The sequence below is a fragment of the Streptomyces sp. NPDC045026 genome, assembly GCF_056432625.1.
Genome location: NZ_JBWKIS010000002.1, coordinates 381,686 through 406,351, shown reverse-complemented (window position 1 = coordinate 406,351; position 24,666 = coordinate 381,686). Strand labels below are relative to the sequence as shown.

Sequence of the window (24,666 nt, the reverse complement as noted above, 5' to 3'; positions counted from 1 at the left end):
CCTGCACGTCGGTGTGCTGATGAGGTGTCCCTGCCAATTCGCAGGGGGCTGTGGGGGGATGCTCTCCCCGGCCGAGCGGGGGCCGGGGAGAGCGGTTCACAACGTCAGACGGTCCACCACACGGTCGTGTCGGCGGGAACGACCGTGTGGCCGTCGCCGTTCTCGATGTCGTCGGCGGCCGAGCTGGTCAGCAGGATCCGGCCCGGCACGGCCATGCGCACCGCGGCGCCTGTCGTGTTCGCGACGCACACGAACGCCTCGCCGTCGCCGCGCGGCTCCCGCCGGAACGCGAGCACGCCCTCGGGCGCCCGGAGCCACTCGACCGAGTCACCCGCGCCGAGAGCCGGGTGCTCGCGCCGCACGGCCAGCGCGGAGCGGTACATCTCCAGCGTCGAGCCGGGCACCCCGGTCTGCGCCTCCACGCTCAGCGCGCCCCAGCCCGCGGGCTGCGGCAGCCACGAGCCGCCCGCCCCGAAGCCGTACGAGGGGCCGTCGACGGTCCACGGGATCGGCACCCGGCACCCGTCGCGGAAGCCGTCCTGCCCGGCCGCGCGGAAGAACGAGGGGTCCTGGCGCACCTCGTCCGGCAGGTCGACGACGTCGGGCAGGCCGAGCTCCTCGCCCTGGTAGACGTACGCGGAACCGGGCAGCGCCAGCATGAGCAGGGTCGCGGCGCGGGCGCGGCGCAGGCCGAGGGCCGGGTCCGCGGCGACGCGCTGCTGGGTGCCGAGGCCGGGCGGGTTGGCGTAGCGCGTGGTGTGCCGGGTGACGTCGTGGTTGGACAGGACCCAGGTGGCGGGGGCGCCGACCGGGCGCATCGAGTCCAGCGAGCGGTCGATGATGTCGCGCAGCTCGACCGCGTCCCAATAGGACGACAGGTACTGGAAGTTGAAGGCCTGGTGCAGCTCGTCGGGGCGTACGTAGTTCGCGGTGCGCTCGACGGTCGGGGTCCACGCCTCCGCAACGAAAATGCGCTCGCCGGCGTACTCGTCGAGGATCAAACGCCAGGCGCGGTAGATGTCGTGCACGCCGTCCTGGTCGAAGAACGGCATGACGTCACTGCCGAGCAGCTTCAGCTGTTCGTGCGCGCCGAGGTCGGGCAGGCCCGCGGCCTTGACGAGGCCGTGCGCGACGTCGATGCGGAAGCCGTCGACGCCCATGTCGAGCCAGAACCGCAGGATGGAGCGGAACTCGTCGCCGACGGCGGGGTGTTCCCAGTTGAGGTCGGGCTGCTCGGGCGCGAAGAGGTGGAGGTACCACTCGCCGTCGGCGACGCGGGTCCAGGCGGGGCCGCCGAAGATGGACTCCCAGTCGTTGGGCGGCAGTTCACCGTCCGCGCCCTTGCCCGCCCGGAAGTGGTAGCGCTCGCGCAGCGGCGATCCGGGCCCCTCGGCGAGGGCCCGCCTGAACCACTCGTGCTGGTCGGACGAATGGTTGGGCACCAGGTCGACGATGACGCGCAGACCGAGTCCGTGGGCGTCGCGGATCACGGCGTCCGCGTCGAGGAGGGAGCCGAACATCCGGTCCACGGCACGGTAGTCGGCGACGTCGTAGCCGGCGTCCGCCTGCGGGGACGCGTAGAACGGGCTGAGCCACACCGCGTCCACCCCGAGGTCTCTGAGGTGCGGCAGCCGGGCGCGGATGCCTTCGAGGTCACCCATACCGTCGGCGTTGCTGTCGGCGAAGCTGCGCGGATAGACCTGGTAGATCACCGCGTCGCGCCACCAGCCGGTGGACGCCTGCGCGGGAACGGAGGTCGGGGCGGAGGCCGCGCCGGCCTGCGCCGTGTCGGCAGTGTGCTGACTCATGGTGTCCTTGCTGCGTCAGGGGTTTGCGTACGTACGGAGGGGGCGGGGCTCAGCCCTTGGTGCCGCCCGCCGTGAGGCCGGTGACCAGGTTCTTCTGGACAAGGTAGAAGAACGCGGACACCGGAATGGCGATCAACACCGCAGTCGCCGCCATGTAGTTCCACTGCGCGTCGTGCTCGCTGACGAAGCTGCGCAGGCCCACGGCGAACGTGTACTTCTCGTCGTCGAGCATGAACGTGGAGGCGAAGGCGACCTCGCCGAACGCGGTGATGAAGCTGTAGAACGCGGCCACCGCGAGGCCCGGCTTGGCCAGCGGGACGATGAGGCGCGCGAAGGTGCCGAACGGCGAGAGTCCGTCGATACGGCCGGCCTCGTCGATCTCGTACGGGATGGTGTCGAAGTAGCCCTTGAGGAGCCACGCGCAGTACGGGACGGCGGTCGAGCAGTACACGAGGATCAGGCCGCCGTAGGTGTCGATCAGGCCGAGGTCGCCGAGGATCTCGTACATCGGCACGATCAGGACGGCGATCGGGAAGGCCTGCGTGAGCAGCAGCACCCACATCAGCTTGCGGTGGCCGGGGAAGCGCATGCGCGAGACGGCGTAGCCGGTGGTGGCGGCGAACAGGACGCCGACGACCGTCGTGCCCAGGGACACGATCAGCGTGGACTGGAGCCACTTGAAGAAGTTGGTGTGCTCCAGGACGAACGAGTAGTTCGCGAAGGTCGCCTTGTCGAGGATGCGCCCGGGGTGGAGGTAGTCGTCCTTGTCCGGGCCGAGCGACAGGTAGACGAGCCAGGCGATCGGGAAGAGGGCTGTCAGGCTCGCGATGCTCAGCACGCCGTGCGACAGGAACGTCGCGAGGCGGCTGCGCTCGCCGCGCCGGCGCACGCGGCGCGGGCGGACGGCTTCGGTGACCGGCTGCGCGCCGGTCGCCGGGGTGTCGACGGTCGTGGTGCTCATGGGGGCGGCTCCTGCGGCGTCAGGCGAGCTGCTCATTGCGGTTCAGCCAGCGGTAGTAGAAGGAGGTGAAGACGGCGAGGAGCGACAGGAGCAGCACGCCGTACGCGGCGGACTGGGCGTAGTCGCGCGGCTGCTGGCCGAAGCCCAGGTAGTAGGCCCAGGTGACGAGGATCTGGGCGTCGGGCGCGGTGTTGCCGAACAGCAGGAAGATGACGTTGAACTGGTTGAACGTCCAGATGACGCCGAGCAGTACGACGGTGGAGCTGACCGACCTGAGGCCGGGCAGTGTGACGTTCCAGAAGCGCTGCCAGGGGCTCGCGCCGTCCATCTCCGCGGCCTCGTAGAGCACCGGGTCGATCGACTGGAGGCCGCCGAGCAGCGACACCATCATGAACGGCACGCCGCACCAGGTGTTGACCAGGATGGCGGCCGAGCGCTGGAAGAAGGTGTCCTCGAGCCACTGCGGCTGCGGCAGATGCAGCGAGCCGAGCACGGAGTTGATGATCCCGGAGTCGGACAGCATGATCCGCCACGAGAACACGGTGACGAACGTGGGTACGGCCCACGGCAGGATGAGCAGCAGCCGGTAGAAGGTGCGCCCGCGCATCTTCTGGTTGAGGAGCATCGCGAGGCCGAGCCCGATGACGTAGTGCAGGGCGACGCAGAGCGCCGTCCACACGATCGTCCAGATGAAGTGCGACCAGAAGCGGTCGTAGGAGGTCGGGCCCCACAGGATGTCGGCGTAGTTGTCGAGCCCGATGAACCGGTACGTGGCGTCGATGTGGTTGACGCCGATCGTGCGGGCCGAGTTGAGGCTGTCGGCGTCGGTGAGCGTCAGGTAGAAGCCGCGTATCAGGGGATAGATCACGAGGACCCCGAGCACGACGACGACCGGCGCGATCATCGCGTACGCGTACCAGTGCTTCTGGTACGAGCGCCGCAGGCGCTTGAGCGGGCCGGGGCGCGGCGCGCGACCGCCGCGCGTCTTGGCGGCCGTGCTGTCGACGGCGACTGTCATGGTTCGGCACCTTCTGGGGATCGGCTGCTCAGTGCGTGCGGCGCGGCGCCGCCGGTTCCGCCCGCCCCCTCGCGGGCGGAACCGGCGGCAGCCGTCAAAGAGGGGTCACTTGCTGAAGTCGGGGACCAGCTTCGCGAACGAGGTCCGCGCGTTGCCGATGCCCTTGTCCAGGGAGTCCTTGCCGGTGGCGACCCTGGGCCACTCGGTGTCGAGCGGGGCCCACAGCGAGCTGTACTCGGGCAGTTCGGGGCGCGGCTGGGCGCTGGTGAGGACCTTCTGGAAGCCGGCGATGCCCGGGTCGGTGACGACCTTCGTGGTGTACGCGTCCTGGCGCGTGGGCAGCGTCGAGTTCTTGAGGGCGATCTGCTCCTGCGCCTTCGCGGAGGTCATCCACTTCACGAACGTGAGCGAGGCGTCCTGGTGGGCCTTGTCCGAGCCGGCGTAGACCGAGAGGTTGTGGCCGCCGGTGGGGGCGCCCGCCTTGCCGGTGGAGCCGGCCGGGACGGTCGCGATGCCCAGGTTCTCCTTGTCCTTGAACGCGGAGCCCTTGTAGAAGTTGGTGATCTCCCACGGGCCCTGGATGATCGCGGCGACCTTGCCGTTCACGAACGCGTCCTGGATGTGGGCGTACGCGTCGGCGGTGGCGTCGGCCTTGTGCAGGCCCTTGCCGTCGAAGAGGCCCTGCCAGGCGGTGAGGCCCTTCTTGGCCTGGGGCGAACCGATGGTGATCTTCTTCGCGGTGGCGTCGACGGTGTCGCTGCCCTCGCCGTACAGGAACGGCATGGAGTAGTAGCCCTGTGTGGAGCCCCAGTAGCCGTCGACGCCCGTCTTCGACTTGATCTTGGCCGCGTCGGCCTTCAGGTCGGCCCAGTTGGCCGGCGGCAGGTCGATGCCGGCCTTCTTGAACAGGTCCTTGTTGTAGACGAGCGCCAGGGTGTCGGTGACCAGCGGCGTGCCGTACGTCTTGCCGTCGAACTGGGCCTGCTTGATCAGGCTCGGCTGGAACTTGTCCTTGTCGGCGAGGGCCTCGGTGCCGTCGAGCGGCAGGAGGTAGCTCTTCTTCGCGAAAGCCGGCGTCCAGCCCACCTCGGCGCGCAGCACGTCGGGGGCGCCCTTGGAGCCCGCGGCGGTGTCGAACTTGTTCTGCGCCTGGTCGAAGGGAACGTTGACGTACTTGACCTTGATGCCGGAGTTCGCCTTCTCGAACTCCTTGACCAGGGCCTTGTACGTCGGTGCCTCGTTGGTGGCGTTCGACGTGTCCCACCACGTGATGGTGACGGGCCCGGAGGCCTTGTCACTGCCGCTGTCGCTTGTGCCGCAGGCCGTCGCCGCGAGGGCGAGGGACGCCACCAGCGCGGTGGCCGCTATGCCACGCCGCATGAGATCTCCTTGAGGGTGAAAGCCCGAAGTGGTGGGAGACGGTCCCGTCCGTACCCCTTGCCGACTCGCCGACCGCACCGTTGCCGCCGCCGGGCGACGTGAACGTAACAGCGTTGCAAGCGCGGCGAAAGACCTTGCAGAAAAATATTGCAAGGAGATCCAGTCGGTTATCGGTCCGTGACCTGCACCCCGGCGCGTGCGGGCGGACTGACCGGCCGGACAGGGCATGGATGCCTTGTGCAAGAATCTGCAAGCTCTTGCTAGACCGGGTCGGCGCGGGGATCATCGAAACCCCATGGGCCCCACGCGAGCCACATGCCAGTACACGAGGGAGCGCCATGACGCAGCAGTCCGCAGCGGGCCGTTCAACTGCCCGCACGCGGCGACCGGTTGACGGTGGGCAGTCCGGCGCGCGGCCGGTACAGTCCCATCCCGTGACCGCGCGACTGGCCGATATCGCAGCGCAGGCGGGGGTCAGCGAGGCGACGGTCAGCCGAGTGCTCAACGGCAAGCCGGGGGTGGCCGCTGCCACCCGCCAGTCCGTGCTGGCCGCGCTCGACGTCCTCGGCTACGAGCGGCCCGTGCGGCTGCGCCGGCGCAGCGCCGGACTGGTCGGTCTGATCACGCCGGAGCTGGAGAACCCCATATTCCCGGCGCTCGCCCAGGTCATCGGCCAGGCCCTGACCCGCCAGGGCTACACCCCGGTCCTCGCCACCCAGACCCCCGGCGGCTCCACCGAGGACGAGCTCACGGAGATGCTCGTCGACCGGGGCGTCTCCGGCATCATCTTCGTCTCGGGCCTGCACGCCGACACCTCGGCGGACATGCAGCGCTACGAACAGCTGCGCGCGCAGGACGTGCCGTTCGTGCTGGTCGACGGTTTCTCGCCGAAGGTGCAGGCACCTTTCATCTCGCCGGACGACAGGGCCGCGATGCAGCTCGCCGTCACCCACCTCGTCTCGCTGGGGCACACCCGGATCGGACTCGCCCTCGGCCCGAAGCGGTTCGTGCCGGTCCAGCGGAAGATCGAGGGCTTCGTACGCACGATGCAGGACCTCCTGCCCCTGTCCGCCGAGGAGATCGAGCGCGATCTGGTGCAGCACTCGCTGTACACGCTGGAGGGCGGCCAGGCGGCGGCCACGGCGCTCATCGACCGCGGCTGTACGGCGGTCGTGTGCGCCAGCGACATGATGGCCCTCGGCGCCATAAGGGCGGCGCGGCAGCGGGGCCTCGACGTCCCCTCCGACGTCTCGGTCGTCGGCTTCGACGACTCCCCGCTGATCGCCTTCACGGACCCGCCCCTGACCACCGTGCGCAAGCCGGTCCCGGCGATGGGCCAGGCCGCCGTCCGCACGCTCCTGGAGGAGATCGGCGGAACGCCCGCACCGCACAGCGAATTCGTCTTCATGCCCGAACTGGTGGTCCGCGGTTCAACCGCTTCGGCGCCTGGGGAACGTGTGGCGCGCCCCTAGGTAACCGGTCGTCCGCAGGGTGTAGAGCATGCGGCGATGACCCACCCGAGGGATGATCGGACGCGGGGGCGGTATCTGGCAGACTCTGTCTCTATGGGTGAATCGACCGTGAGGACACTGGACGGCCAACAGGGGCCCACCGCATCACCCATGGCGGATGACCGCCGCGATGGGCGGGGACTCCTCGGCCGCATGCGCGCACCGCGTCGTCCCAGACTCTGGTTCGAGATACTGCTGATCGCGGTGAGTTACTGGACGTACTCCCTGATCCGCAACGCCGTTCCGGAGCAGCGCGCGAAGGCTCTGAGCAACGCCGACTGGATCTGGCGGACGGAGCACCACCTGTCCATCGCCGTCGAGCAGAGCGTCAACCACGCCGTGAATTCGGTGACATGGCTCATCGTCGGCATGAACTACTACTACGCGACACTGCACTTCATCGTCACGCTCAGTGTGCTCGTGTGGCTGTTCCGCCGCCATCCGGGCCGCTACGCGGCGGCCCGGCTCACGCTCTTCGCGACGACGGCGGTCGCCCTGGTCGGCTACTACCTGTTCCCGCTCGCCCCGCCCCGCCTGATGAACGGCTCGGACTTCGTCGACACCGTCATGGTCCACCACACCTGGGGCTCGATGGCGTCCGGCGACCTGAAACACATGTCGAACCAGTACGCGGCAATGCCGTCCATGCACATCGGCTGGTCACTGTGGTGCGGTCTGACGATCTTCGCCCTCGCCTCGGCGCCGTGGGTGCGGGTCCTCGGACTCCTGTACCCGGCACTGACCCTGGTCGTCATCGTCTCGACCGCGAACCACTTCTGGCTGGACGCGGTGGGCGGCATGACCTGCCTCGCGTTCGGCTTCGCGCTGGCGCGGGTCTGGTACGGGGCGCTGCCCCACACCATGCCGCGCCTCGTGCCCGCGCCCGCCACGTCCGGCGTCAGGCCCCCCGGTACGTGACGTGACCGCCGACCGCCGTCAGACGGACCGGCGCCTCGGCCACCTCGTCGGCCGGCGCGTCGACCGGGTCGAGGCCGAACGCCGTGAGGTCGGCCCGCAGACCGGGGGCGATGCGCCCGGCGTCCTCACCGGCGGCGCGCGCCGCGTGTGACGTGCAGCCCTCAAGGGCCATGAGCCCCGTCAGCCCCTGCCCGGGACCCACCGCGCCTTGAGGCACCCGGGCCATGGACAGGACCCGGCGCACGTCGTAGTGCGCGATCGGCCAGTCCGAGCCCAGGGCGAGTACGGCGCCCGCGTCCCGCAGGTCCCGGATGCGCCAGGCGCGCGAGGCCCGTTCCGTGCCGAGCCGCTTCGACCACTCGTCGCCCTGGTCGCTGCGGGTGTACGCGGTGTGCGGCGGCTGCATCGACGCGGCGACGCCCAGGGCGGCGAACCGCGGGATCGTGTCGTCGGGCACCGTCTCGATGTGCTCGATGCGGTGCGCGCCCCGGCCGCTCTCGCCCAGGGACTCGACGGTGTCCAGGACGTGCCGGACGGCCGCGTCCCCGATCGCGTGGGTCGCGGTGCCGACGCCCGCCGCGTGCAGGTACCGCACCGCGTCCGCGTACGCCTTCGGGTCCGGCCAGAACGCGTCGGTGCCCTGGCCGTGGCAGTCAGCGTGCTCCAGCCACGCGGTGCCGCCCTCGACGGTGCCGTCCATGAAGAACTTGACGCCGCCGACCCGCCAGTGCCGCCCGGCCTCGCGCTGGACGGCGATCAGCTCGTCCAGGCCGGCCTTGTCCACGCCCGGCATGCACCAGGGCGCGAGCCGCAGCCGCAGCGGCAGCACGGCCTCTTCCTCGACCGAGGCCAGCAGCTGCGGTACGTCGCCGTGGCCGAGGTCCATGACGTGGGCACCGGTCAGGCCCGTGGCGGCCATGTCGGAGAGCAGCGCGAGGAGTCCGGCGCGGCGCTCGGCGAACGAGGGCCTCGGCATGACGGCGAGCATCAGGTCCATCGCGGCGTGCTCGACGAGGTGCCCGGTCGGGCGCCCGTCCGCGTCGCACACGATCTCCGCGCGCTGGACGAACTCGCGCGGCCCGGTGATCCCGGCCGCCGCCAGTGCGGCCCCGCTGGCCAGCGCGGAGTGCCCGTCGTAGAGGCGGACGAAGGCGGGCGCTCCGTCGAGTACGTCCTCGATCAGGGCGCGGTCGACAGGGCGGCCGCCGAAGGCGTTGTGGTCGAGGCCCCAGGCGACGATCCAGCCGTCGACGCGGGGCGCCGCGCGCAGGGCCGCCCGCAGCTCGTCCGTGTTCCGTACGCCGGACAGGTCCGCGCCGGTCGCCATCTCCAGGCCCCACACGGGGTGGCTGTGCGCGTCGACGAGGCCGGGCACGAGGGTCGCTCCCGTGAGGTCGACGCGCTCGGTGCCCGGTCCGCTCCAGTCGCGTACGACGTCCTCGGTGGCGCCCACGGCGGCGATCAGGCCGTCGCGGACGGCCACGGCGGTCGCCTCGGGGTTCGAGGGGTCGAGGGTGCGGACGCGGGCGCCGGTGAGGAGGAGATCGGCTGCGGGCATGAGGGTGAACTCCGTTCGGGGTGGGGCTGTGTTCCGTGGAGGGCGGGGGTCCTAGGCGGTTTCCACGCCGTCGGACGGTTCCGCCGCGAAGCGCTCGTACACGTCGGGCCTGGTGCGGCGCAGGCGGCGGGCGAGGGCGATACCGAGGACGAAGACGGCGGGGGCCACGGCCATCAGGACCATGTTGACCAGGGAGGACGCGCCCGTGAACAGGTCGAGGTGGGTGCAGACCAGCACGATCGCGACGCTGAGCAGCACCGTCGCCGCGATCGGCGCGACGACCGTGCGCAGCACGCCCTCCTCATGGGTGATGCGGCGGAAGTAGAACGGCACGGCGATCGCCGCGAGGAGCTGGAGCGCCATCAGGCCGATCATGCCGGGGGTGTTCACCCACAGGAGCAGCTGCGCGTACGGGTCGGCGCCCGCGGCCCAGAAGGCGAGGACGACGGCCGCGCCGAGCACGGTCTGCGCGACACCGGCGACGTACGGGGAACGGTGCTTGGCGTGGACCGTGCCGAAGGCCTTCGGCAGGACGCCCTCCTCGGCGAGCGCGAGCCCGTAGCGGTTGATCGCGTTGTGGAAGGCGAGGAGCGAGGCGAGGACGCTGGTCACGATGAGGATGTGCATCAGGTCGGCCGCCCAGCCGCCCACGAAGGTGGTGATGGCGGAGAAGAACAGGCCGACCGGGTCGCTGCCGGCCGCCGCGACGACGTGGGCGTCGCCGAAGGCCTGGATGACGGTCCAGACGATGAACGCGTAGAACAGGCCGAGGAAGGCGACCGCGATGTACGTCGCGCGGCGCACCGTGCGGCCGGGGTCGCGGGCTTCGCGGCGGTAGATGACGGTCGACTCGAAGCCGGTGAACGCCGCGAAGGCGAAGGCCAGTACGGCGGCGGTGCCGGGGACGAGCACGTTGCCCGGCGCGAACGACGCGGCGGACAGGCCGTGCGCGCCGCCCTTGAGGAGGACGCCGCCCGCGAGCAGGACGAGGATGCCGGTCTCGGCGCAGAGCAGGACGCCGAGGAGTTTGGCCCCGAAGTCGATGGACCGGAAGCCGCCGTACCAGATGAGCACGAGCCCCGCGAGGGAGACGGGCAGCCAGGGGATGTCGATGCCGAAGAGGGCGTGCAGGGTGTCCTGCGTGGCGGTGCCGAGCAGGCCGTAGACGCCGATCTCCATGCCGTTGTAGCCGACCATGGCGAGCAGGGCGGCGCCGATGCCGACGGAGCGGCCGAGGCCGCGGGTGATGTAGGCGTAGAAGGCGCCGGCGCTGCGGACGTGGCGGCTCATCGTGGTGAAGCCGACGGCGAAGACGGCGAGCGTCAGGCCGGCGAGGAGATAGCCGACGGGGGCGCCGATGCCGCCGAGCGCGATGGCGATCGGGGCGACGCCCGCCATGACGGTGAGCGGGGCGGCGGCGGAGACGACGAAGAAGGCGATGTCGGCGGTGCCGAGGGTGCCGGCGCGCAGGGTGGGTTCTGCTGCGGGGGCGGTCGCGCTGTTCTGCGTCTGCGGTGAGGTCACGGGCATGGGGAGGGAAGCCCTTCTGGCGGCGGGGGACGGGGGTCCCGGAGGCATCGTCCCGGTGGCCGGGAAGCGAAACCTAAAGGCTTTCGGTTTCGGCAATGTAGCCTCCCTTTGGGCATTCGGGAAGACCTCAGATTCGGGGAGCGCGCGATGGGACGGCCGAGCAAGCCGCTGCTGGACAGGGAGCGGATCACCACGACCGCGCTCGAACTCGTCGACGAGAAGGGCGACTTCAGCGTTCCGCGGATCGCGAAACGGCTCGGCGTCCAGACGGGATCCGTGTATCACCACGTGGACGGCCGGGACGGGATCGTGGAGCTGCTGCGCGAGCGGGTCGCCGTCGCGATCGATCCCGCGACGCTCACCGGCGGCGAGCGGCCGTGGACCGAGGCGCTCGCGGGCTGGGCCCGCTCCTACCGGGCGGCCTTCGCCGCCCATCCCAAGGCGATCCCGCTGCTCACCACGTCACCCGTGCGGGCCCAGCGGGTCCTGGACCAGTACGAGCTCGCGGCCGGGCTCCTGCTCGACGCCGGATTCGCCCTGCCGGACGTGATGCCGGTGATCATCGGCCTGGAGAACGTCGTCCTCGGCTCCGCCCTGGACATGGCGGCGCCGGAGGCGATGTGGGAGCTGGCCGACGAGACGGCGACGCCGCGCCTGGCGGCGGCCCTGGCCGCGATGGGCACGGGCCGCGCCGACGCGGCGTTCGAACTGGCCCTGACCGGCTTCCTCGCGCACGTGTCCGCGATGGCCGGGTGACTCTCCGGGCCTACGGCCCGCAGAAGCGGCCTACGCCCCGTAGAAGCGCTCCTCCATCACCGCGCGCGCCCGGCGCGTCATCCGGCGGTAGTCCTCCAGCATGTCGCCGACGTGTCCGGGGTCGTAGCCCAAGTACCGGCCCACCGCCGCGAGTTCACGCCCGTCGGACGGGAACGTGTCGCCCGGACGGCCGCGCACCAGCATGACCGCGCCGCGCACACGGGACGCCAGGATCCACGCCTCGTCGAGGATCGCCGCCTCCTCGCCCGGGATCAGCTCCGCCGCGCACGCCGCGGCGAGCGCCTCCCGCGTGCGGGTCGTGCGCAGCCCCGGCTCCGCCCACCCGTTCTGGAGCTGGAGCAGCTGGACCGTCCACTCGACGTCGGAGAGCCCGCCGCGGCCCAGTTTCGTGTGCAGCGTCGGGTCCGCGCCGCGCGGCAGCCGCTCGGACTCCATGCGCGCCTTGAGCCGCCGGATCTCGCGCACCGCGTCCTCCCCGAGCCCTTCGGCGGGAAACCGCAGCGGGTCGATGAGATCGATGAAGCGCTGCCCCAGGTCCAGGTCGCCCGCGACCGGTTCGGCCCGCAGGAGCGCCTGCGACTCCCACACCAGGGACCACCGGCGGTAGTACGCCTCGTAGGACTTGAGGCTGCGCACCAGCGGCCCGGACTTGCCCTCGGGACGCAGATCGGCGTCGATGAGCAGCGGCGGATCCGCGCTCGGCAGGGCGAGCAGCCGGCGCATCTCGGACACGACGCGGTTCGCGGCCTTCGCCGCCTCCTGGTCGTCGACGCCCTCGCGGGGCTCGTGCACGAACAGCACGTCGGCGTCCGACCCGTAGCCGAGCTCGTGCCCGCCGAACCGCCCCATGGCGATGATCGCGAACCGGGTGGGGAGCTCGTCGCCCCACCCCTCGCGCACGACGGCGCGCAGCGTCCCGGCGAGGGTCGCGGCCGTGATGTCGGAGACCGCGCCGCCCACGCGGTCCACCAGCGCGCCCTGGTCGGCCTCGGCGGGCGAGTCCTCGGTGCCGTACGAGGCGATGATGTCGGCGGCCGACGTACGGAACAGCTCACGCCGCCGTACGCCACGGGCCGCGGCGACGGCCTGCTCGGCGCCGTTCGCGCGCCCGACCGCGGCGAGCACCTCCTGCTCCAACTGGGCGTGCCCGCGCGGTTCGAGGCCCCGCTGGTCGCCGAGCAGGGCGACGGCCTCAGGCGCGCGCATCAGCAGATCGGGGGCGAGCCGCCCCGCCGACAGGACCCGGGCGAGGTTCTCCGCCGCCGCGCCCTCGTCCCGCAGCAGCCGCAGGTACCAGGGGGTCTTGCCCAGGGCGTCGGACACCTTGCGGAAGTTGAGCAGGCCGGCGTCCGGGTCGGCGGAGTCGGCGAACCAGCCCAGGAGCACCGGGAGCAGCGTCCGCTGGATCGCCGCCTTGCGGGTCACACCGGAGGCCAGCGCCTCCAGATGACGCAGTGCGGCGCTCGGGTCGTGGTAGCCGAGGGCCACGAGCCGCTCGCGCGCGGCCTCGGTGCTCAACCTGGTCTCGCCGGAGGCGAGTTGGGCCACGGCGTCGAGCAGCGGCCGGTAGAAGAGCTTCTCGTGCAGACGGCGTACGACGGAGGTGTGGCGGCGCCAGGCGCGGTGGAGTTCGGTGATCGGCTCGGTCCGCATACCCATGGACCGCCCGGTGCGCCGCAGGTCCGCGTCCCCCTCGGGGACGAGGTGCGTGCGCCTCAACTTGTAGAGCTGGATGCGGTGTTCGAGGGTGCGCAGGAAACGGTAGGCGTCGTCGAGCTGGACGGCGTCGACCCGTCCCACGTACCCGCCGTCGGCGAGGGCGGCCAGCGCGTCCAGGGTGGTGCCGCTGCGCAGCGAGAGGTCCGCCCTGCCGTGCACCAACTGCAGGAGCTGTACGGCGAATTCGACGTCCCTGAGCCCGCCGGGCCCCAGCTTCAGCTCCCGGTCGACCTCGCCGGCGGGGATGTTCTCCACGACGCGCTTGCGCATCTTCTGCACGTCGGGCACGAAGTTCTCGCGCTCGGCGGCCTGCCAGACGAGGGGCGAGAGCGTCCTGACGTACGCGTCGCCGAGTTCGAGGTCGCCGGCGACGGGCCGCGCCTTGAGCAGCGCCTGGAACTCCCAGGTCTTGGCCCAGCGCTGGTAGTAGGCGAGGTGCGAGGAGAGCGTCCGCACGAGGGGGCCGTTGCGCCCCTCGGGGCGCAGGTTGGCGTCGACCGGCCAGATGGCGCCTTCGACGGTCGTCTCGGAGCAGATCCGCATCATGTGCGAGGCGAGCCGGGTCGCCGCCTGGACGGCCTTGCCTTCGTCGGCGCCTTCGACGGCCTCGCCGACGAAGATGACGTCCACGTCGGAGATGTAGTTGAGTTCGTGGCCGCCGCACTTGCCCATCGCGATGACCGCGAGCCGGCACAGCGCGGCGTCCCCGGGCGCGTCCGCCTGCGCCAGGGCGAGGGCCGCGCGCAGGGTGGCCGTGGCCAGGTCGGCGAGTTCGGCGGCGGTCTGGGCGACGTCGGTCGTCCCGCACACGTCACGGGCGGCGATCGACAGGAGGCAGCGCCGGTAGGCGACCCGCAGGGAGTTCGGGTCGACGGCGTCCGCGAGGCCCCGCTCGAACTCCTCCACCCCGGGGTGCAGGTCGGACGGCTCATAGGTGACGAGCGCCTGCCAGTCCAGCGGGTGCCGGGCCAGATGGTCGGCGAGCGCCTCGGACGCGCCGAGGACACCGAGGAGCCGGTCGCGCAGCGGCTTGGCCGTGATGAGCGTGTCGAGGAGCTCCCGGCGCTCGGGGTCACCGGCCTGCGCCTCGACGAGCCGGACGAGCCCGAGGAGGGCCAGATCCGGGTCGGCGGTGGCGCCGAGGGCGTCGAGAAGCAGCGGGTCGGAGCGCACGGCGGACAGGCCCGGCACGTCCAGGAGCCGCTCGGCGGCGGAGGGATCCGTGAATCCGTGCCGCAGCAGCCGCGTGAACGTACTGCTCCTGCGCCCTTGCGGCACCGACATCGCACGGCCTCCTGTTCGATCACGCACTGGTCCAGAGCCTAGGGCCTGTCCGGCGGATCGGGCCGGTTCCAGGTTGCCGGAATCAGTCTGCGCCCCCGGCCCGATCCGCCGAACAGGCCCCAAGGATTCACCGGTGAGTCCCGCCCGCGTGCGGGGTCTGCCCTTTGACGGGAGCATCGGGATGGCCGAGGCGGGGAGAAGGCCGCCGCGGCCGAGCTGTTCCGGATCCCGACGGTACGGCCGGACGGGCGTCCCCTGTCACGCCGCCGCTCGCCGTGTGGCGGGAAACCTCAATCGAAGGGGAACACCCATGGACTGGACCCTCGAAGTGATCGTCGTGCCCGTCTCGGACGTCGACCGGGCGAAGGACTTCTACGAGAACCGGCTCGGTTTCAAGGTCGACGTCGACCAGGTCGTCACGGAGGGCGTCCGCATCGTCCAGCTGACCCCGCCCGGGTCGCGCTGTTCGATCACCCTGGAAGAGGGGGTGCCGGGGGCGCCGGGGCAGCGGCCGATGCAGCCGGGCTCGCTGACCGGCGTCCAGATGTGCGTGACGGACATCGACGCCGCGCGGACCGAGCTGCTGGAGCGGGGCGTGGACGTGAGCCCGGTGCAGCACGTGGGGGCCACGGGCTGGGAGGACGGGCCCGGCAACGTGTGGAACTCGTTCATGTTCTTCACCGACCCGGACGGCAACGGATGGACGGTGCAGCAGGCACCGGCCCCGCTCTCGGAGCGCTGAGGGTTCATCGGCCCTTCACATGTGCGTGGGACAGGGGCATCTTGGCGTGTGCATGCTCTAGCCGCACCGCCGCCGTCTCTCCCCCCCACCGGAGGTCTCACGTGCTTGGCAGATCACTGTTCCGACGCAGTCGCGCCGCGGCGCTCGCGTCGGCCTTCGCCCTGACCGCCACCGCGGTCGCGCTCTGGTCCGGCGTGGGCGGCTCGTCCGCGCAGGCCGCGGCGGGCGTCCCCACCCCGGACCACACCGTGGTCGTGGTCTTCGAGAACCACGCCTACAACCAGGTGATCGGCTCCTCCAGCGCCCCGTACATCAACAGCCTGAAGACGAACGGCGCGAGCCTCTCGGCGTCGTACGCCATGACGCACCCGAGCCAGCCGAACTACTTCGCGCTGTTCTCGGGCGCCACGCAGGGCATCACGGACGACAGCTGCTACACGCCGGGCTTCTCCTCGCAGCCCAACCTGGCCTCCGAGCTGATCGCCGCCGGCAAGACCTGGGGCAGCTACAACGAGGGCCTGCCGAGCCAGGGTTCGACCACCTGCTCGTCCGGCGACTACGCCCGCAAGCACAACCCGTGGTTCGGGTTCAGCAACGTGCCCACGTCCACGGCGAAGACCTTCGCGCAGTTCCCCTCGGACTACTCGACGCTCCCCCAGGTCTCCTTCGTGGTCCCCGACCTGTGCAGCGACATGCACGACTGCTCGGTGTCGACCGGTGACACCTGGCTGAAGAACAACCTGTCCGCCTACGCGACCTGGGCGAAGGCGCACAACAGCCTCCTCGTCGTCACCTTCGACGAGGACAACCGCCTGGCCGGCAACAAGATCCCGACGGTCCTCTACGGCCAGCAGGTCACCCCGGGCGCCACCTCGGCGACCACCTACAACCACTACGACGTCCTGCGCACGATCGAGGACATGCACGGCCTCCCGCACGCGGGCAACGCGGCGTCCGGCAAGGACATCACGGGCATCTGGACGTCCTGACATGTACGTAGCGGACAGCCGCCCCCGAGCAAGGGGGAACTCCAGCACGGCGTCCGCGGAACCCGCCGCCCGGCCACCGGCCGGGCGGCGCGGCACCGCGATCGCCCCCACGGTCCTGGCCCTCGGCTCGGTCAGCCTGATCACCGACGTCTCGTCCGAGATGGTCACGGCGGTGCTGCCGCTCTACCTGGTCGCGGGACTCGGCCTCTCCCCCCTCGGCTTCGGTCTCCTCGACGGCGTCTACAACGGCTTCTCGGCGCTGGTCCGCCTCGTCGGCGGCCACTTCGCGGACCGCGGAGGCGGCCGTCACAAGACCGTCGCCCTGTTCGGCTACGGGCTCTCGGCGCTCTGCAAGCCCCTGCTCCTGCTGGTCGCCACGCTCCCCACGATCGGCATGGTCCTGGCGGCCGACCGCACCGGGAAGGGCCTGCGCACGGCGCCGCGGGACGCCCTGATCTCCCTGAGCAGCACCCCGGCCACCCGCGGCAGGGCCTTCGGCGTACACCGGGCGATGGACACGACCGGCGCCCTCCTCGGCCCCCTCGCGGCCTTCCTGATCCTGCGCGCGACGACGGACGGCTACGACGCGGTCTTCACCGTCAGCTTCTGCGTCGCGGCAACGGGCGTACTGATCCTGGTCCTCTTCGTCCCCCGCCGCCACGAAGCCCAACAGGTGACGACCGAGGACAGCCGCCCCGCACCCGCGCAGGCGACCACCAAGGACGGCCGCCACGAAGTCCAGCAGGAGACCACCAAGGACGGCCGCCACGAAGTCCAGCAGGAGACCACCAAGGACGACCGCCACGAAGTCCAGCACGAGACCACCAAGGACGACCGCCCCGCACCCCCTCGCCCCACCTTCCGGTCCGCGTTCGCGCTCCTGCGCCGCCGCGAGGTCCGCCGCACCACGGTCTGCGCCCTGCTCCTCGGCCTGGCCACGGTCAGCGACTCCTTCATCTACCTGCTCCTCCAGCGCCGCCTGGGCGTCCCCGACCAGTGGTTCGCGCTGCTCCCCCTGGGCACGGCGGCCGCGTTCCTGCTCCTGGCCGCGCCCCTGGGCCGGCTCGCGGACCGCGTGGGCAGCTGGCGCGTGTTCCTCGCCGGCCACGCCGCGCTCCTCACCGCGTACGGCCTGCTGCTCTCGCCGTGGCACGGCAGCGCCCTGCCGTACGCGGTGCTGGCACTGCACGGCTGCTTCTACGCGGCGACGGACGGCGTCCTGATGGCCGCGGCCTCCACCGCCATCCCCCAGGAGCTGCGCTCGTCGGGACTCGCCGTCGTCCAGACCGGCCAGGCGCTCGCGCGCTTCGTCTGCTCCATCGGCTTCGGCGCCGCCTGGACGGCGTGGGGCGACCGCACGGCTCTGGGCGCGGCCACGGTGGCGCTGGCCGCGGGCGCGGCGGTGGCGTACGCGTTCCGGCCCACCGCCCCCACCCCCGCGGAGGTAGTACCCGCATGACGACACGTAACAGGCTGCTCGTACTGGTCGCCGCGGTCATCGCCCTGGCGGCCGTCGCGACGGCCTCCGTCTGGCACGCGGCGGCGCGCGCCGACCGCAGGAACCAGGCGCACGCGGGCGGCCCGACGGTCACGGCTGGCCGGGTCACCCTGCCGGCCGAGCCCACCGCGGCCCCCCGCCACCTCGTCTTCCGCAACATGGCGTGGGGCCCCCACCGGGACGAGCTCACCACGGTCCCGGCGGGCCGCCCGGACGCGCCCCGCACCGCGTCGGGCGTCAAGTGCCTGCGTTTCTACGCCGCTTCGGGCACGGCCGTCTGCCTGCGGGCCGAGCGGGGCGCGATGCAGGACACGTACACGGCGCGCGTCCTGGACTCGCGGCTGAAGGAGAAGGCCCACTACGCGCTGCCGGGCATCCCGTCCCGCGCCCGCGTCTCGCCGAGCGGGCGGTACGCGGCGTGGACGGTGTTCGTGGGCGGCGACAGTTACGCGGGCACGAACTTCTCGACGCGGGCGGCGATCGTGGACACCCGCACGGGTCACCTCACGCCGACGCTCGAGGACTTCCGGGTCGTCAAGGACGGCCGGACCTACCGCGCGGCGGACATCAACTTCTGGGGCATCACGTTCGCCGCGGACGACCGCCACTTCTACGCGACGCTCGCGACGCACGGAAAGACGTACCTCGTACGGGGCGACCTGCGGACCCGCACGCTCACCACCGTCCACCAGAACGTCGAATGCCCGTCCCTCTCCCCCGACGGCACCCGCATCGCGTACAAGAAACGCGTGAAGGGCCTTTCGGCGGACGCCCCTTGGCGGCTGTACGTACTCGACCTGCGCACGCTGCGCGAGACGCCCCTGGCGGAGACCCGCAGCGTGGACGACCAGGCGGTCTGGAGCGACGCGCACACCCTGACCTACGCGCTGCCGGGCGACTACGGCGCGGACCTCTACACGGTCCCGGCGGACGGCACGGGGGCCCCGCACCGCCTCACCAAGGCGGCGGTGTCCCCGGCGTACCTGTGACCGCGGGCGACCCGGAACCGCTGATACCGGTGGCAGACGGGTCCGCCACCGGCAAGGCTGGGACGATGGGCATGACTCTCGAAGTGATTCAACTGCCCGTCACGGACCTGGACCGGGCGAAGGACTTCTACACGAGCAAGGTCGGTTTCAGCTGCGACGTGGACCGCGAGGTGATGCCGGGTGTCCGGATCATCCAGCTCACGCCGCCCGGCTCCGGCTGTTCGGTGAATCTCGCCGAGGGCGTCCCGAATCCCACCGGCACCCCGCAGCCGGGCACGTACCACGGCCTGCAGCTCATCGTCGCGGACATCAAGGCGGCCCACGCGGAGCTGACGGCGCGCGGCCTCGACGTCTCGGAGCCCCAGCAGTACGCCCCGGACGACGGCGGCACGTTCATGTACTTCACCGACCCGGACGATGGGGGTCCCCCCTGTTCGAGCGAAGCCGAGAACTTGGGGGAGGCTGGGCGATCCAGGAGTACCGCAAGCGCGCCACGCAACCCCTGCACGAGCTGCTGAGCGAACAGCGCCGGGGCTGACCCGCCTCACGGCTCCGGGATCAGCCGCACCACCGTCAAGACCAGGATCGACCCGGAGACGTAGTACCGCACGATGACGCCGTGCACGGTCGCCTCCCTGCGGTCGGCCCACCGGCCGATGGGAAGGGACCCATGCCCGTACGGGTCGACGCCGAGGGTGCGTTCCAGCTCCGCCCTGAACGGCACGGGTCCCGCCATCTTCGCGAGGGTGTCGTCGGCGGGCGGGGCGTACGCGATGCGGTGGCGGCGGCGATGACGATGGCTCACGCGGCTCCGGCCCTCTCCGCTTCCTCACGGGCGAGCCGGTCCATGATGGCGTCGGCGGCCGGATCGGGCACGGCCTCCAGCATCCAGTGCCGCATCACGGCGTGGATCTCGTGCACCCCGGCCGCGTTGATCTCCCGGTCGAACTCCTCGCGCCGCTCCTGCGGCAGGGCGTCACGGATGGCGGGGATGCTGTTGGGTACCTCGACCTCGACCCCGTCGACGAGGGTCTTGAGCGGCTCGGCCATGATGCGCTCCCTTCTCGCTCACCGACCACGGTAGCGACCGGGAAACGCCGAAGGGGCGGGACCGCATCAAGTACCCCGCCCCTCCGACCCAACAGCCTTACAGCACCGGCAAGTTCTTCCGCAGCTCGAACGCGGTCACCTCGGAGCGGTACTCGCCTTGAAGGGTGAGTGATTCGCGGGCCGGAGCGACTTCCCCAATGCCACCCCGGCGGGGGCGTTGCCAACGGGGATCGGGGAGCCCACGACGGTGTTGGTCTTGGTGTCGATCACCGACACGCTGTCCGAGAGGGAGTTGGCAACGTAGGCGCGACCGCGGAGGGCGTCGGTGGCCACCCAGGCGGGGCCGTAGCGGACGAGGATCGGGGAGCCGACGACCGCGTTGGTCCTGGTGTTGATCAGCGACACGGCGTACGAGCCGGAGTTGGTCACGTACGCGCGGCCGCGGACGCCGTCGACGGCCACCCCGGCGGGGCCTTTGCCGACATGGATCCGGGAGCCCACGACCTTGTTGGTCCTGGTGTTGATCACCGACACGGCGTGCGAGTGGGCGTTGGTCACGTAGGCGCGACCGCGGACGCCGTCGACGGCCACCCCGGCGGGACCTTTACCGACATGGATCCGGGAGCCCACGACCTTGTTGGTCCTGGTATTGATCACCGAAACGCTGTCCGAGCCGGAATTGGTCACGTACGCGCGACCACGCACGCCGTCGACGGCCACCCCGGCGGGACCTTTACCGACATGGATCCGGGAGCCCACGACCTTGTTGGTCCTGGTATTGATCACCGAAACGCTGTCCGAGCCGGAATTGGTCACGTACGCGCGACCACGCACGCCGTCGACGGCCACCCCGGCGGGACCTTTACCGACATGGATCCGGGAGCCCACGACCTTGTTGGTCCTGGTATTGATCACCGAAACGGTGCCCGAGCCGGAATTGGTCACGTACGCGCGACCACGCACGCCGTCGACGGCCACCCCGGCGGGACCTTTGCCGACGTGGATCGGGGGGCCCACGAACGCGTTGGTCCTGGTGTCGATCACCGACACGGTGCCCGAGCCGCCGTTGACGACATACAGGCGATCACTGCGCTGGTCCTTGTGCGGCGCAGCAAAGGCGTGAGGAGCCGTGGCGGACAGGAGGGCGCTGGAGAACGCCGCCAGGATGACGCTCAATCGGCCGAGCCACTGGCGCCGTGCGCCACGGCGTGGGGATGCGGGAACGTCGCCTGGCAGAAGCTCAGGGAGAGTTCTGGACATTCTTCCTCCAGGCCGGTCGACTCTTGGGGCCGTCATGATGAGTGCGACGGCTGAGCAGCAAAGAACGTCCACGACCGTCACAGCACATCCTTTGGTCCGCCGCGCTGCTCTGCCAGCCGGACTGCGCTGAACGTGACCGCTTGCCGGGACTTCTCCCATGAGCTCAGGAACCGAGGCTGCGCCCGAAGGCAGCGGGCCGATCCCGGCCGAGCCCCTCGAAGCGTGGCAGCGAACAGTGCCGCAGGCCCGCGCGCTGCTCGGCGATGTGGACGTCACGCAGTACGAGCAGGAGTCGTGCGACCTCAGCCACTCCGACACCTCCCGATGGGCGTCCCTGGCCAAGCCTCGGAGCACGCAGCTGAGGACCTGGTCCGGTTACCCCTGTGCCGCTCAAGTGATCCAGGAGGCCTGTCCGGAGGCCCGATCCGACGGCCCACGGCCCACAGACGGCCCAGCCTCCGGCGCACGAGGCGGGGCCGCCGGTCGTAGACCGACGGCCCCAGAGACTCGACGCGGCGAGAAACCGCCCTGACCAGTCCTTACAGCACCGGCAGATTCTTCCGCAGCTCGAACGCGGTCACCTCGGAGCGGTACTCCTCCCACTCCTGCTTCTTGTTGCGGAGGAAGAAGTCGTACACGTGCTCGCCCAGGGTCTCGGCGACGAGTTCGCTGCGCTCCATGAGGGCGATGGCCTCGCCGAGGTTCTGCGGGAGCGGCTCGATGCCCATGGCGCGGCGCTCGGCGTCGGACAGGGCCCACACGTCGTCGTCGGCGCCCGGCGGGAGCTCGTAGCCCTCCTCGATGCCCTTGAGTCCGGCGGCGAGCAGCACGGCGTACGTCAGGTACGGGTTCGCGCCCGAGTCGATGGAGCGGACCTCGACGCGTGCGGAGCCGGTCTTGCCGGGCTTGTACATCGGTACGCGGATCAGCGCCGAGCGGTTGTTGTGGCCCCAGCAGATGTACGAGGGGGCCTCGCCGCCGGCGCCCGCGGTGCGGCCGCCGCCGCCCCAGATGCGCTTGTAGGAGTTGACCCACTGGTTGGTGACGGCGGAGATCTCGGCGGCGTGCTTGAGCAGGCCCGCGATGAAGGAGCGGCCGACCTTGGACAGCTGGTACTCGGAACCGGACTCGTAGAACGCGTTGCGGTCGCCCTCGAAGAGGGAGAGGTGCGTGTGCATGCCGGAGCCGGGGTAGTCCGAGAACGGCTTCGGCATGAAGGTCGCCTGCACGCCCTGCTCCAGCGCCACCTGCTTCATGACGAGGCGGAACGTCATGATGTTGTCGGCCGTGGACAGCGCGTCGGCGTACCGCAGGTCGATCTCCTGCTGGCCGGGGGCGCCCTCGTGGTGGCTGAACTCGACGGAGATGCCCATGGATTCGAGCATGGTGATCGCCTGGCGGCGGAAGTCCATGCCGACGTTCTGCGGGGTGTGGTCGAAGTAGCCGGAGTTGTCGGCCGGGGTGGGGCGGGAGCCGTCGAGCGGCTTGTCCTTCAGGAGGAAGAACTCGATCTCGGGGTGCGTGTAGAAGGTGAAGCCCAGATCCGAGGTCTTCGCGAGGGCCCTCTTCAGCACGTAGCGCGGGTCCGCGAACGACGGGGAGCCGTCGGGCATCAGGATGTCGCAGAACATCCGTGCGGTGCCGGGGGCCTCGGCGCGCCAGGGCAGCACCTGGAAGGTCGACGGATCCGGCTTGGCGATCATGTCCGACTCGTACACGCGGGCGAAGCCCTCGATCGCGGAGCCGTCGAAGCCGATGCCCTCGTCGAAGGCCTGCTCCAGCTCCGCCGGGGCCACGGCCACCGACTTCAGGAAGCCGAGGACATCCGTGAACCACAGGCGGACGAACCGGATATCCCGCTCCTCGAGCGTCCGGAGCACGAATTCCTGCTGCTTGTCCATCTTCCGATTCCACCCATCCTTGCTGGTCAGGCCGCCTGCGTCCGCGCCCTGCGGGACACCGTCGGCAGGCTCCTGAGCATCCCACCACATCACCGTTTCGTGCGCGTTGCCGACCTTGATCGACCGGTCGACCCGGGCCCGAACATCGTGCGAACGGCAGATGTATACGACTCCGTGCCCATAGTGCCTGCCGAGGCCCCTCGTCCCATAGTCCCTGCCGCCCGGAGCACCTGCTACACGGCATGGCAACGGCCCCGTTCTCCCCACTACGATCAGCGGACCCGTATCGCCGTCCCGTCCCTTTCCCAGAAGGACTCACCATGGGTTCCGCCAAGAACACCGGCTCCGCGACGCGCAAGGCCCGGATAGAGGAGATGCGCCGCGCCGACCGCTCCCGCGAGCGGCTGCGCCGCGTCCTCGTCGTCGTAGTCAGCGCCGTCGTCGTCGTGGGCCTCGCCGGATTCGGGGCGTGGGCCCTCATGAAGGGTGACGACTCGAAGGACACGGCGGACGCGAAGTCGTCGGCCGGGTCGTTCAAGACCGGCTCGGACGGCGTGAAGACCTGGACCGGGAAGCTGGACCGCAACCACGTCGCGAAGAAGGTGACGTACCCGATGACGCCACCGGTGGGCGGGGACCACAACCAGGTCTGGATGAACTGCAACGGCGACGTCTACAAGAAGCCGATCCCGAACGAGAACGCGGTGCACGCCCTGGAGCACGGCGCGGTCTGGGTGACGTACACGGACAAGGCCGACCCGGGCGACGTGCAGAAGCTCGCGGCGAAGGTCCGCCAGACGCCGTACTCGCTGATGAGCCCGGACCAGGACCAGAAGGACCCGATCATGCTGAGCGCCTGGGGTCACCAGCGGACCGTGAAGAGCGCCACCGACCCGGACGTGGCCTCGTTCTTCTCGACGTTCGTCCAGGGCAAGCAGACCCCCGAGCCGGGTGCCGCCTGCACCAACGGTCTGTCCCAGTGAGGCGCGCGGTGTGGATCGCGCCGGCCGTGGCGGCGGTGCTCGTCGCGGCCGGGGCGGTCACGTACGCGGTCGCCGACGGGGACGGCGTCGGTTCGGCGGCCGTTCGGGTGCCGGGCGCCGAGTCCGCCGACGCGGGGTTCGCGCGGGACATGGCGGTCCACCATCAGCAGGCCGTCGAGATGTCGTACATCGTGCGCGACCGCACGAAGGACGAGGAGGTGCGCCGCCTCGCCTACGACATCGCGCAGACACAGGCCAACCAGCGCGGCATGCTGCTCGGCTGGCTCGACCTGTGGGGGCTGCCCAAGGTGTCCGCGAAGCCGCCGATGTCCTGGATGGGCATGGGTGACATGCCACCGGGACAGGACGGCGCGCTGATGCCGGGCATGGCCACGAACACGCAGCTCGACGAGCTCCGCAAGGCGAACGGCAAGCGGGCCGAGGTGCTGTACCTCCAGCTGATGACCGCGCACCACAAGGGCGGCGTCCACATGGCCGAGGGGTGCGTGGAGCGGTGCGGGGTCGGGGTGGAGAAGCGGCTCGCGGCGGGCATGGTCGCCTCGCAGAAGTCGGAACTCGACCTCATGGCGGGGATGTTGAAGGAGCGGTCGTAGGGGAACCCCAACGGGAAACCTGAAGGGAAACCTGAAGGGAAATCCGGACGGAAACCCGAAGGAGAGCCCCCACCCCGATCACGTACTGCCCCAAATCGCCCTCGAATGGCGTTCCTTGGGCTCTTCTTGGCGCTTCCATTCCCCTTGCATGAACGGTTCGGCGCAACAGTGATCAG

At 70.8% G+C, this 24,666-nt stretch carries 21 protein-coding genes and 1 pseudogene; 10 read left to right on the top strand and 12 right to left on the bottom strand.

Annotated features, from left to right (window positions below):
- Positions 1 to 104: 104 nt before the first annotated feature.
- From AC07EJ_RS05665 to AC07EJ_RS05650, 4 genes are all read right to left on the bottom strand, one after another.
- Entirely contained in the window at positions 105 to 1,808 is a 1,704-nt protein-coding gene (locus AC07EJ_RS05665) for a glycoside hydrolase family 13 protein (protein WP_389475773.1), read from the bottom strand.
- A 49-nt stretch (positions 1,809 to 1,857) separates the two neighbouring features.
- Positions 1,858 to 2,769, bottom strand: coding sequence for a sugar ABC transporter permease (locus AC07EJ_RS05660; protein WP_389475775.1), 912 nt, complete (start codon positions 2,767 to 2,769; stop codon positions 1,858 to 1,860).
- 19 nt (positions 2,770 to 2,788) lie between these two features.
- Positions 2,789 to 3,787 carry a carbohydrate ABC transporter permease gene (locus tag AC07EJ_RS05655; RefSeq protein WP_389475777.1) on the bottom strand — a complete coding sequence of 333 codons (999 nt, stop codon included), beginning with the start codon at positions 3,785 to 3,787 and terminating at the stop codon, positions 2,789 to 2,791.
- Positions 3,788 to 3,892: 105 nt separating this feature from the next.
- Positions 3,893 to 5,167 carry an extracellular solute-binding protein gene (locus AC07EJ_RS05650; RefSeq protein ID WP_389475779.1) on the bottom strand — a complete coding sequence of 425 codons (1,275 nt, stop codon included), beginning with the start codon at positions 5,165 to 5,167 and terminating at the stop codon, positions 3,893 to 3,895.
- A gap of 434 nt (positions 5,168 to 5,601) precedes the next feature.
- On the opposite strand from AC07EJ_RS05650, the gene AC07EJ_RS05645 reads away from it, so the two are divergent.
- Both AC07EJ_RS05645 and AC07EJ_RS05640 read left to right on the top strand, forming a co-directional pair.
- On the top strand, positions 5,602 to 6,639 hold the full coding sequence (locus AC07EJ_RS05645) for a LacI family DNA-binding transcriptional regulator (RefSeq protein ID WP_389475781.1): 1,038 nt from the start codon (positions 5,602 to 5,604) through the stop codon (positions 6,637 to 6,639).
- A 93-nt stretch (positions 6,640 to 6,732) separates the two neighbouring features.
- Entirely contained in the window at positions 6,733 to 7,596 is an 864-nt protein-coding gene (locus AC07EJ_RS05640; RefSeq protein ID WP_389475783.1) for a phosphatase PAP2 family protein, read from the top strand.
- Here the strand turns inward: AC07EJ_RS05640 and AC07EJ_RS05635 are convergent.
- Together AC07EJ_RS05635 and AC07EJ_RS05630 are read right to left on the bottom strand one after the other, a co-directional pair.
- Positions 7,577 to 9,154, bottom strand: a complete 1,578-nt coding sequence (locus tag AC07EJ_RS05635; RefSeq protein WP_389475785.1) for an amidohydrolase — start codon at positions 9,152 to 9,154, stop codon at positions 7,577 to 7,579. The genes AC07EJ_RS05640 and AC07EJ_RS05635 overlap by 20 nt on opposite strands.
- Before the next feature lie 51 nt (positions 9,155 to 9,205).
- Entirely contained in the window at positions 9,206 to 10,684 is a 1,479-nt protein-coding gene (locus AC07EJ_RS05630; protein WP_389475787.1) for an APC family permease, read from the bottom strand.
- A 147-nt stretch (positions 10,685 to 10,831) separates the two neighbouring features.
- Here AC07EJ_RS05630 and AC07EJ_RS05625 point away from each other — a divergent pair, with 147 nt between their 5' ends.
- Positions 10,832 to 11,440: a TetR/AcrR family transcriptional regulator C-terminal domain-containing protein gene (locus AC07EJ_RS05625; RefSeq protein ID WP_389475789.1), complete on the top strand. Its 609-nt coding sequence runs from the start codon at positions 10,832 to 10,834 to the stop codon at positions 11,438 to 11,440.
- A 30-nt stretch (positions 11,441 to 11,470) separates the two neighbouring features.
- Here AC07EJ_RS05625 and AC07EJ_RS05620 read toward each other — a convergent pair whose 3' ends face one another.
- Positions 11,471 to 14,464, bottom strand: a complete 2,994-nt coding sequence (locus AC07EJ_RS05620; protein ID WP_478883841.1) for a bifunctional [glutamine synthetase] adenylyltransferase/[glutamine synthetase]-adenylyl-L-tyrosine phosphorylase — start codon at positions 14,462 to 14,464, stop codon at positions 11,471 to 11,473.
- A 310-nt stretch (positions 14,465 to 14,774) separates the two neighbouring features.
- Here AC07EJ_RS05620 and AC07EJ_RS05615 point away from each other — a divergent pair, with 310 nt between their 5' ends.
- The 5 genes and pseudogenes from AC07EJ_RS05615 to AC07EJ_RS05595 all read left to right on the top strand — a co-directional run bounded on the left by AC07EJ_RS05615 (position 14,775) and on the right by AC07EJ_RS05595 (position 19,220).
- Positions 14,775 to 15,206 (top strand): VOC family protein, encoded by a 432-nt coding sequence (locus AC07EJ_RS05615; protein ID WP_389475793.1) that lies wholly within the window; start codon positions 14,775 to 14,777, stop codon positions 15,204 to 15,206.
- 101 nt (positions 15,207 to 15,307) lie between these two features.
- Complete coding sequence (locus AC07EJ_RS05610; RefSeq protein WP_389475795.1) at positions 15,308 to 16,195, top strand: alkaline phosphatase family protein; 888 nt, start codon at positions 15,308 to 15,310, stop codon at positions 16,193 to 16,195.
- A 1-nt stretch (position 16,196) separates the two neighbouring features.
- A complete protein-coding gene (locus AC07EJ_RS05605; protein WP_478883840.1) occupies positions 16,197 to 17,654 on the top strand; it encodes an MFS transporter in 1,458 nt (485 codons plus the stop codon).
- A complete protein-coding gene (locus tag AC07EJ_RS05600; RefSeq protein WP_389475799.1) occupies positions 17,651 to 18,682 on the top strand; it encodes a TolB family protein in 1,032 nt (343 codons plus the stop codon). Before AC07EJ_RS05605 ends, AC07EJ_RS05600 begins: the two co-directional genes overlap by 4 nt.
- A 65-nt stretch (positions 18,683 to 18,747) precedes the next feature.
- Positions 18,748 to 19,220: pseudogene (locus AC07EJ_RS05595) on the top strand (VOC family protein).
- A 6-nt stretch (positions 19,221 to 19,226) separates the two neighbouring features.
- Here AC07EJ_RS05595 and AC07EJ_RS05590 read toward each other — a convergent pair.
- The 5 genes from AC07EJ_RS05590 to AC07EJ_RS05570 form a co-directional block, all read right to left on the bottom strand.
- Positions 19,227 to 19,418 carry a hypothetical protein gene (locus tag AC07EJ_RS05590; RefSeq protein WP_389476329.1) on the bottom strand — a complete coding sequence of 64 codons (192 nt, stop codon included), beginning with the start codon at positions 19,416 to 19,418 and terminating at the stop codon, positions 19,227 to 19,229.
- A 65-nt stretch (positions 19,419 to 19,483) separates the two neighbouring features.
- Positions 19,484 to 19,732 (bottom strand): hypothetical protein, encoded by a 249-nt coding sequence (locus AC07EJ_RS05585; RefSeq protein WP_383091282.1) that lies wholly within the window; start codon positions 19,730 to 19,732, stop codon positions 19,484 to 19,486.
- Between the two features lie 135 nt (positions 19,733 to 19,867).
- Entirely contained in the window at positions 19,868 to 20,908 is a 1,041-nt protein-coding gene (locus AC07EJ_RS05580) for a YncE family protein (protein ID WP_478883839.1), read from the bottom strand.
- A gap of 247 nt (positions 20,909 to 21,155) precedes the next feature.
- Positions 21,156 to 21,302, bottom strand: coding sequence for a hypothetical protein (locus AC07EJ_RS05575; RefSeq protein ID WP_389475803.1), 147 nt, complete (start codon positions 21,300 to 21,302; stop codon positions 21,156 to 21,158).
- A 229-nt stretch (positions 21,303 to 21,531) separates the two neighbouring features.
- On the bottom strand, positions 21,532 to 22,893 hold the full coding sequence (locus AC07EJ_RS05570) for a glutamine synthetase family protein (protein WP_389475805.1): 1,362 nt from the start codon (positions 22,891 to 22,893) through the stop codon (positions 21,532 to 21,534).
- 320 nt (positions 22,894 to 23,213) lie between these two features.
- Here AC07EJ_RS05570 and AC07EJ_RS05565 point away from each other — a divergent pair, with 320 nt between their 5' ends.
- A complete protein-coding gene (locus AC07EJ_RS05565) occupies positions 23,214 to 23,876 on the top strand; it encodes a DUF3105 domain-containing protein (RefSeq protein WP_389475807.1) in 663 nt (220 codons plus the stop codon).
- On the top strand, positions 23,873 to 24,490 hold the full coding sequence (locus AC07EJ_RS05560) for a DUF305 domain-containing protein (RefSeq protein ID WP_389475809.1): 618 nt from the start codon (positions 23,873 to 23,875) through the stop codon (positions 24,488 to 24,490). Before AC07EJ_RS05565 ends, AC07EJ_RS05560 begins: the two co-directional genes overlap by 4 nt.
- Positions 24,491 to 24,666 lie beyond the last annotated feature (176 nt).

Coding starts and splice junctions, on each gene's coding strand:
- AC07EJ_RS05570 (WP_389475805.1), bottom strand. CDS start 22,893: ATGGACAAGCAGCAGGAATTCGTGCTCCGGACGCTCGAGGAGCGGGAT.
- AC07EJ_RS05660 (WP_389475775.1), bottom strand. CDS start 2,769: ATGAGCACCACGACCGTCGACACCCCGGCGACCGGCGCGCAGCCGGTC.
- AC07EJ_RS05620 (WP_478883841.1), bottom strand. CDS start 14,464: ATGTCGGTGCCGCAAGGGCGCAGGAGCAGTACGTTCACGCGGCTGCTG.
- AC07EJ_RS05630 (WP_389475787.1), bottom strand. CDS start 10,684: ATGCCCGTGACCTCACCGCAGACGCAGAACAGCGCGACCGCCCCCGCA.
- AC07EJ_RS05625 (WP_389475789.1), top strand. CDS start 10,832: ATGGGACGGCCGAGCAAGCCGCTGCTGGACAGGGAGCGGATCACCACG.
- AC07EJ_RS05600 (WP_389475799.1), top strand. CDS start 17,651: ATGACGACACGTAACAGGCTGCTCGTACTGGTCGCCGCGGTCATCGCC.
- AC07EJ_RS05650 (WP_389475779.1), bottom strand. CDS start 5,167: ATGCGGCGTGGCATAGCGGCCACCGCGCTGGTGGCGTCCCTCGCCCTC.
- AC07EJ_RS05565 (WP_389475807.1), top strand. CDS start 23,214: ATGGGTTCCGCCAAGAACACCGGCTCCGCGACGCGCAAGGCCCGGATA.
- AC07EJ_RS05640 (WP_389475783.1), top strand. CDS start 6,733: ATGGGTGAATCGACCGTGAGGACACTGGACGGCCAACAGGGGCCCACC.
- AC07EJ_RS05665 (WP_389475773.1), bottom strand. CDS start 1,808: ATGAGTCAGCACACTGCCGACACGGCGCAGGCCGGCGCGGCCTCCGCC.
- AC07EJ_RS05590 (WP_389476329.1), bottom strand. CDS start 19,418: ATGGCGGGACCCGTGCCGTTCAGGGCGGAGCTGGAACGCACCCTCGGC.
- AC07EJ_RS05655 (WP_389475777.1), bottom strand. CDS start 3,787: ATGACAGTCGCCGTCGACAGCACGGCCGCCAAGACGCGCGGCGGTCGC.
- AC07EJ_RS05635 (WP_389475785.1), bottom strand. CDS start 9,154: ATGCCCGCAGCCGATCTCCTCCTCACCGGCGCCCGCGTCCGCACCCTC.
- AC07EJ_RS05585 (WP_383091282.1), bottom strand. CDS start 19,732: ATGGCCGAGCCGCTCAAGACCCTCGTCGACGGGGTCGAGGTCGAGGTA.
- AC07EJ_RS05615 (WP_389475793.1), top strand. CDS start 14,775: ATGGACTGGACCCTCGAAGTGATCGTCGTGCCCGTCTCGGACGTCGAC.
- AC07EJ_RS05605 (WP_478883840.1), top strand. CDS start 16,197: ATGTACGTAGCGGACAGCCGCCCCCGAGCAAGGGGGAACTCCAGCACG.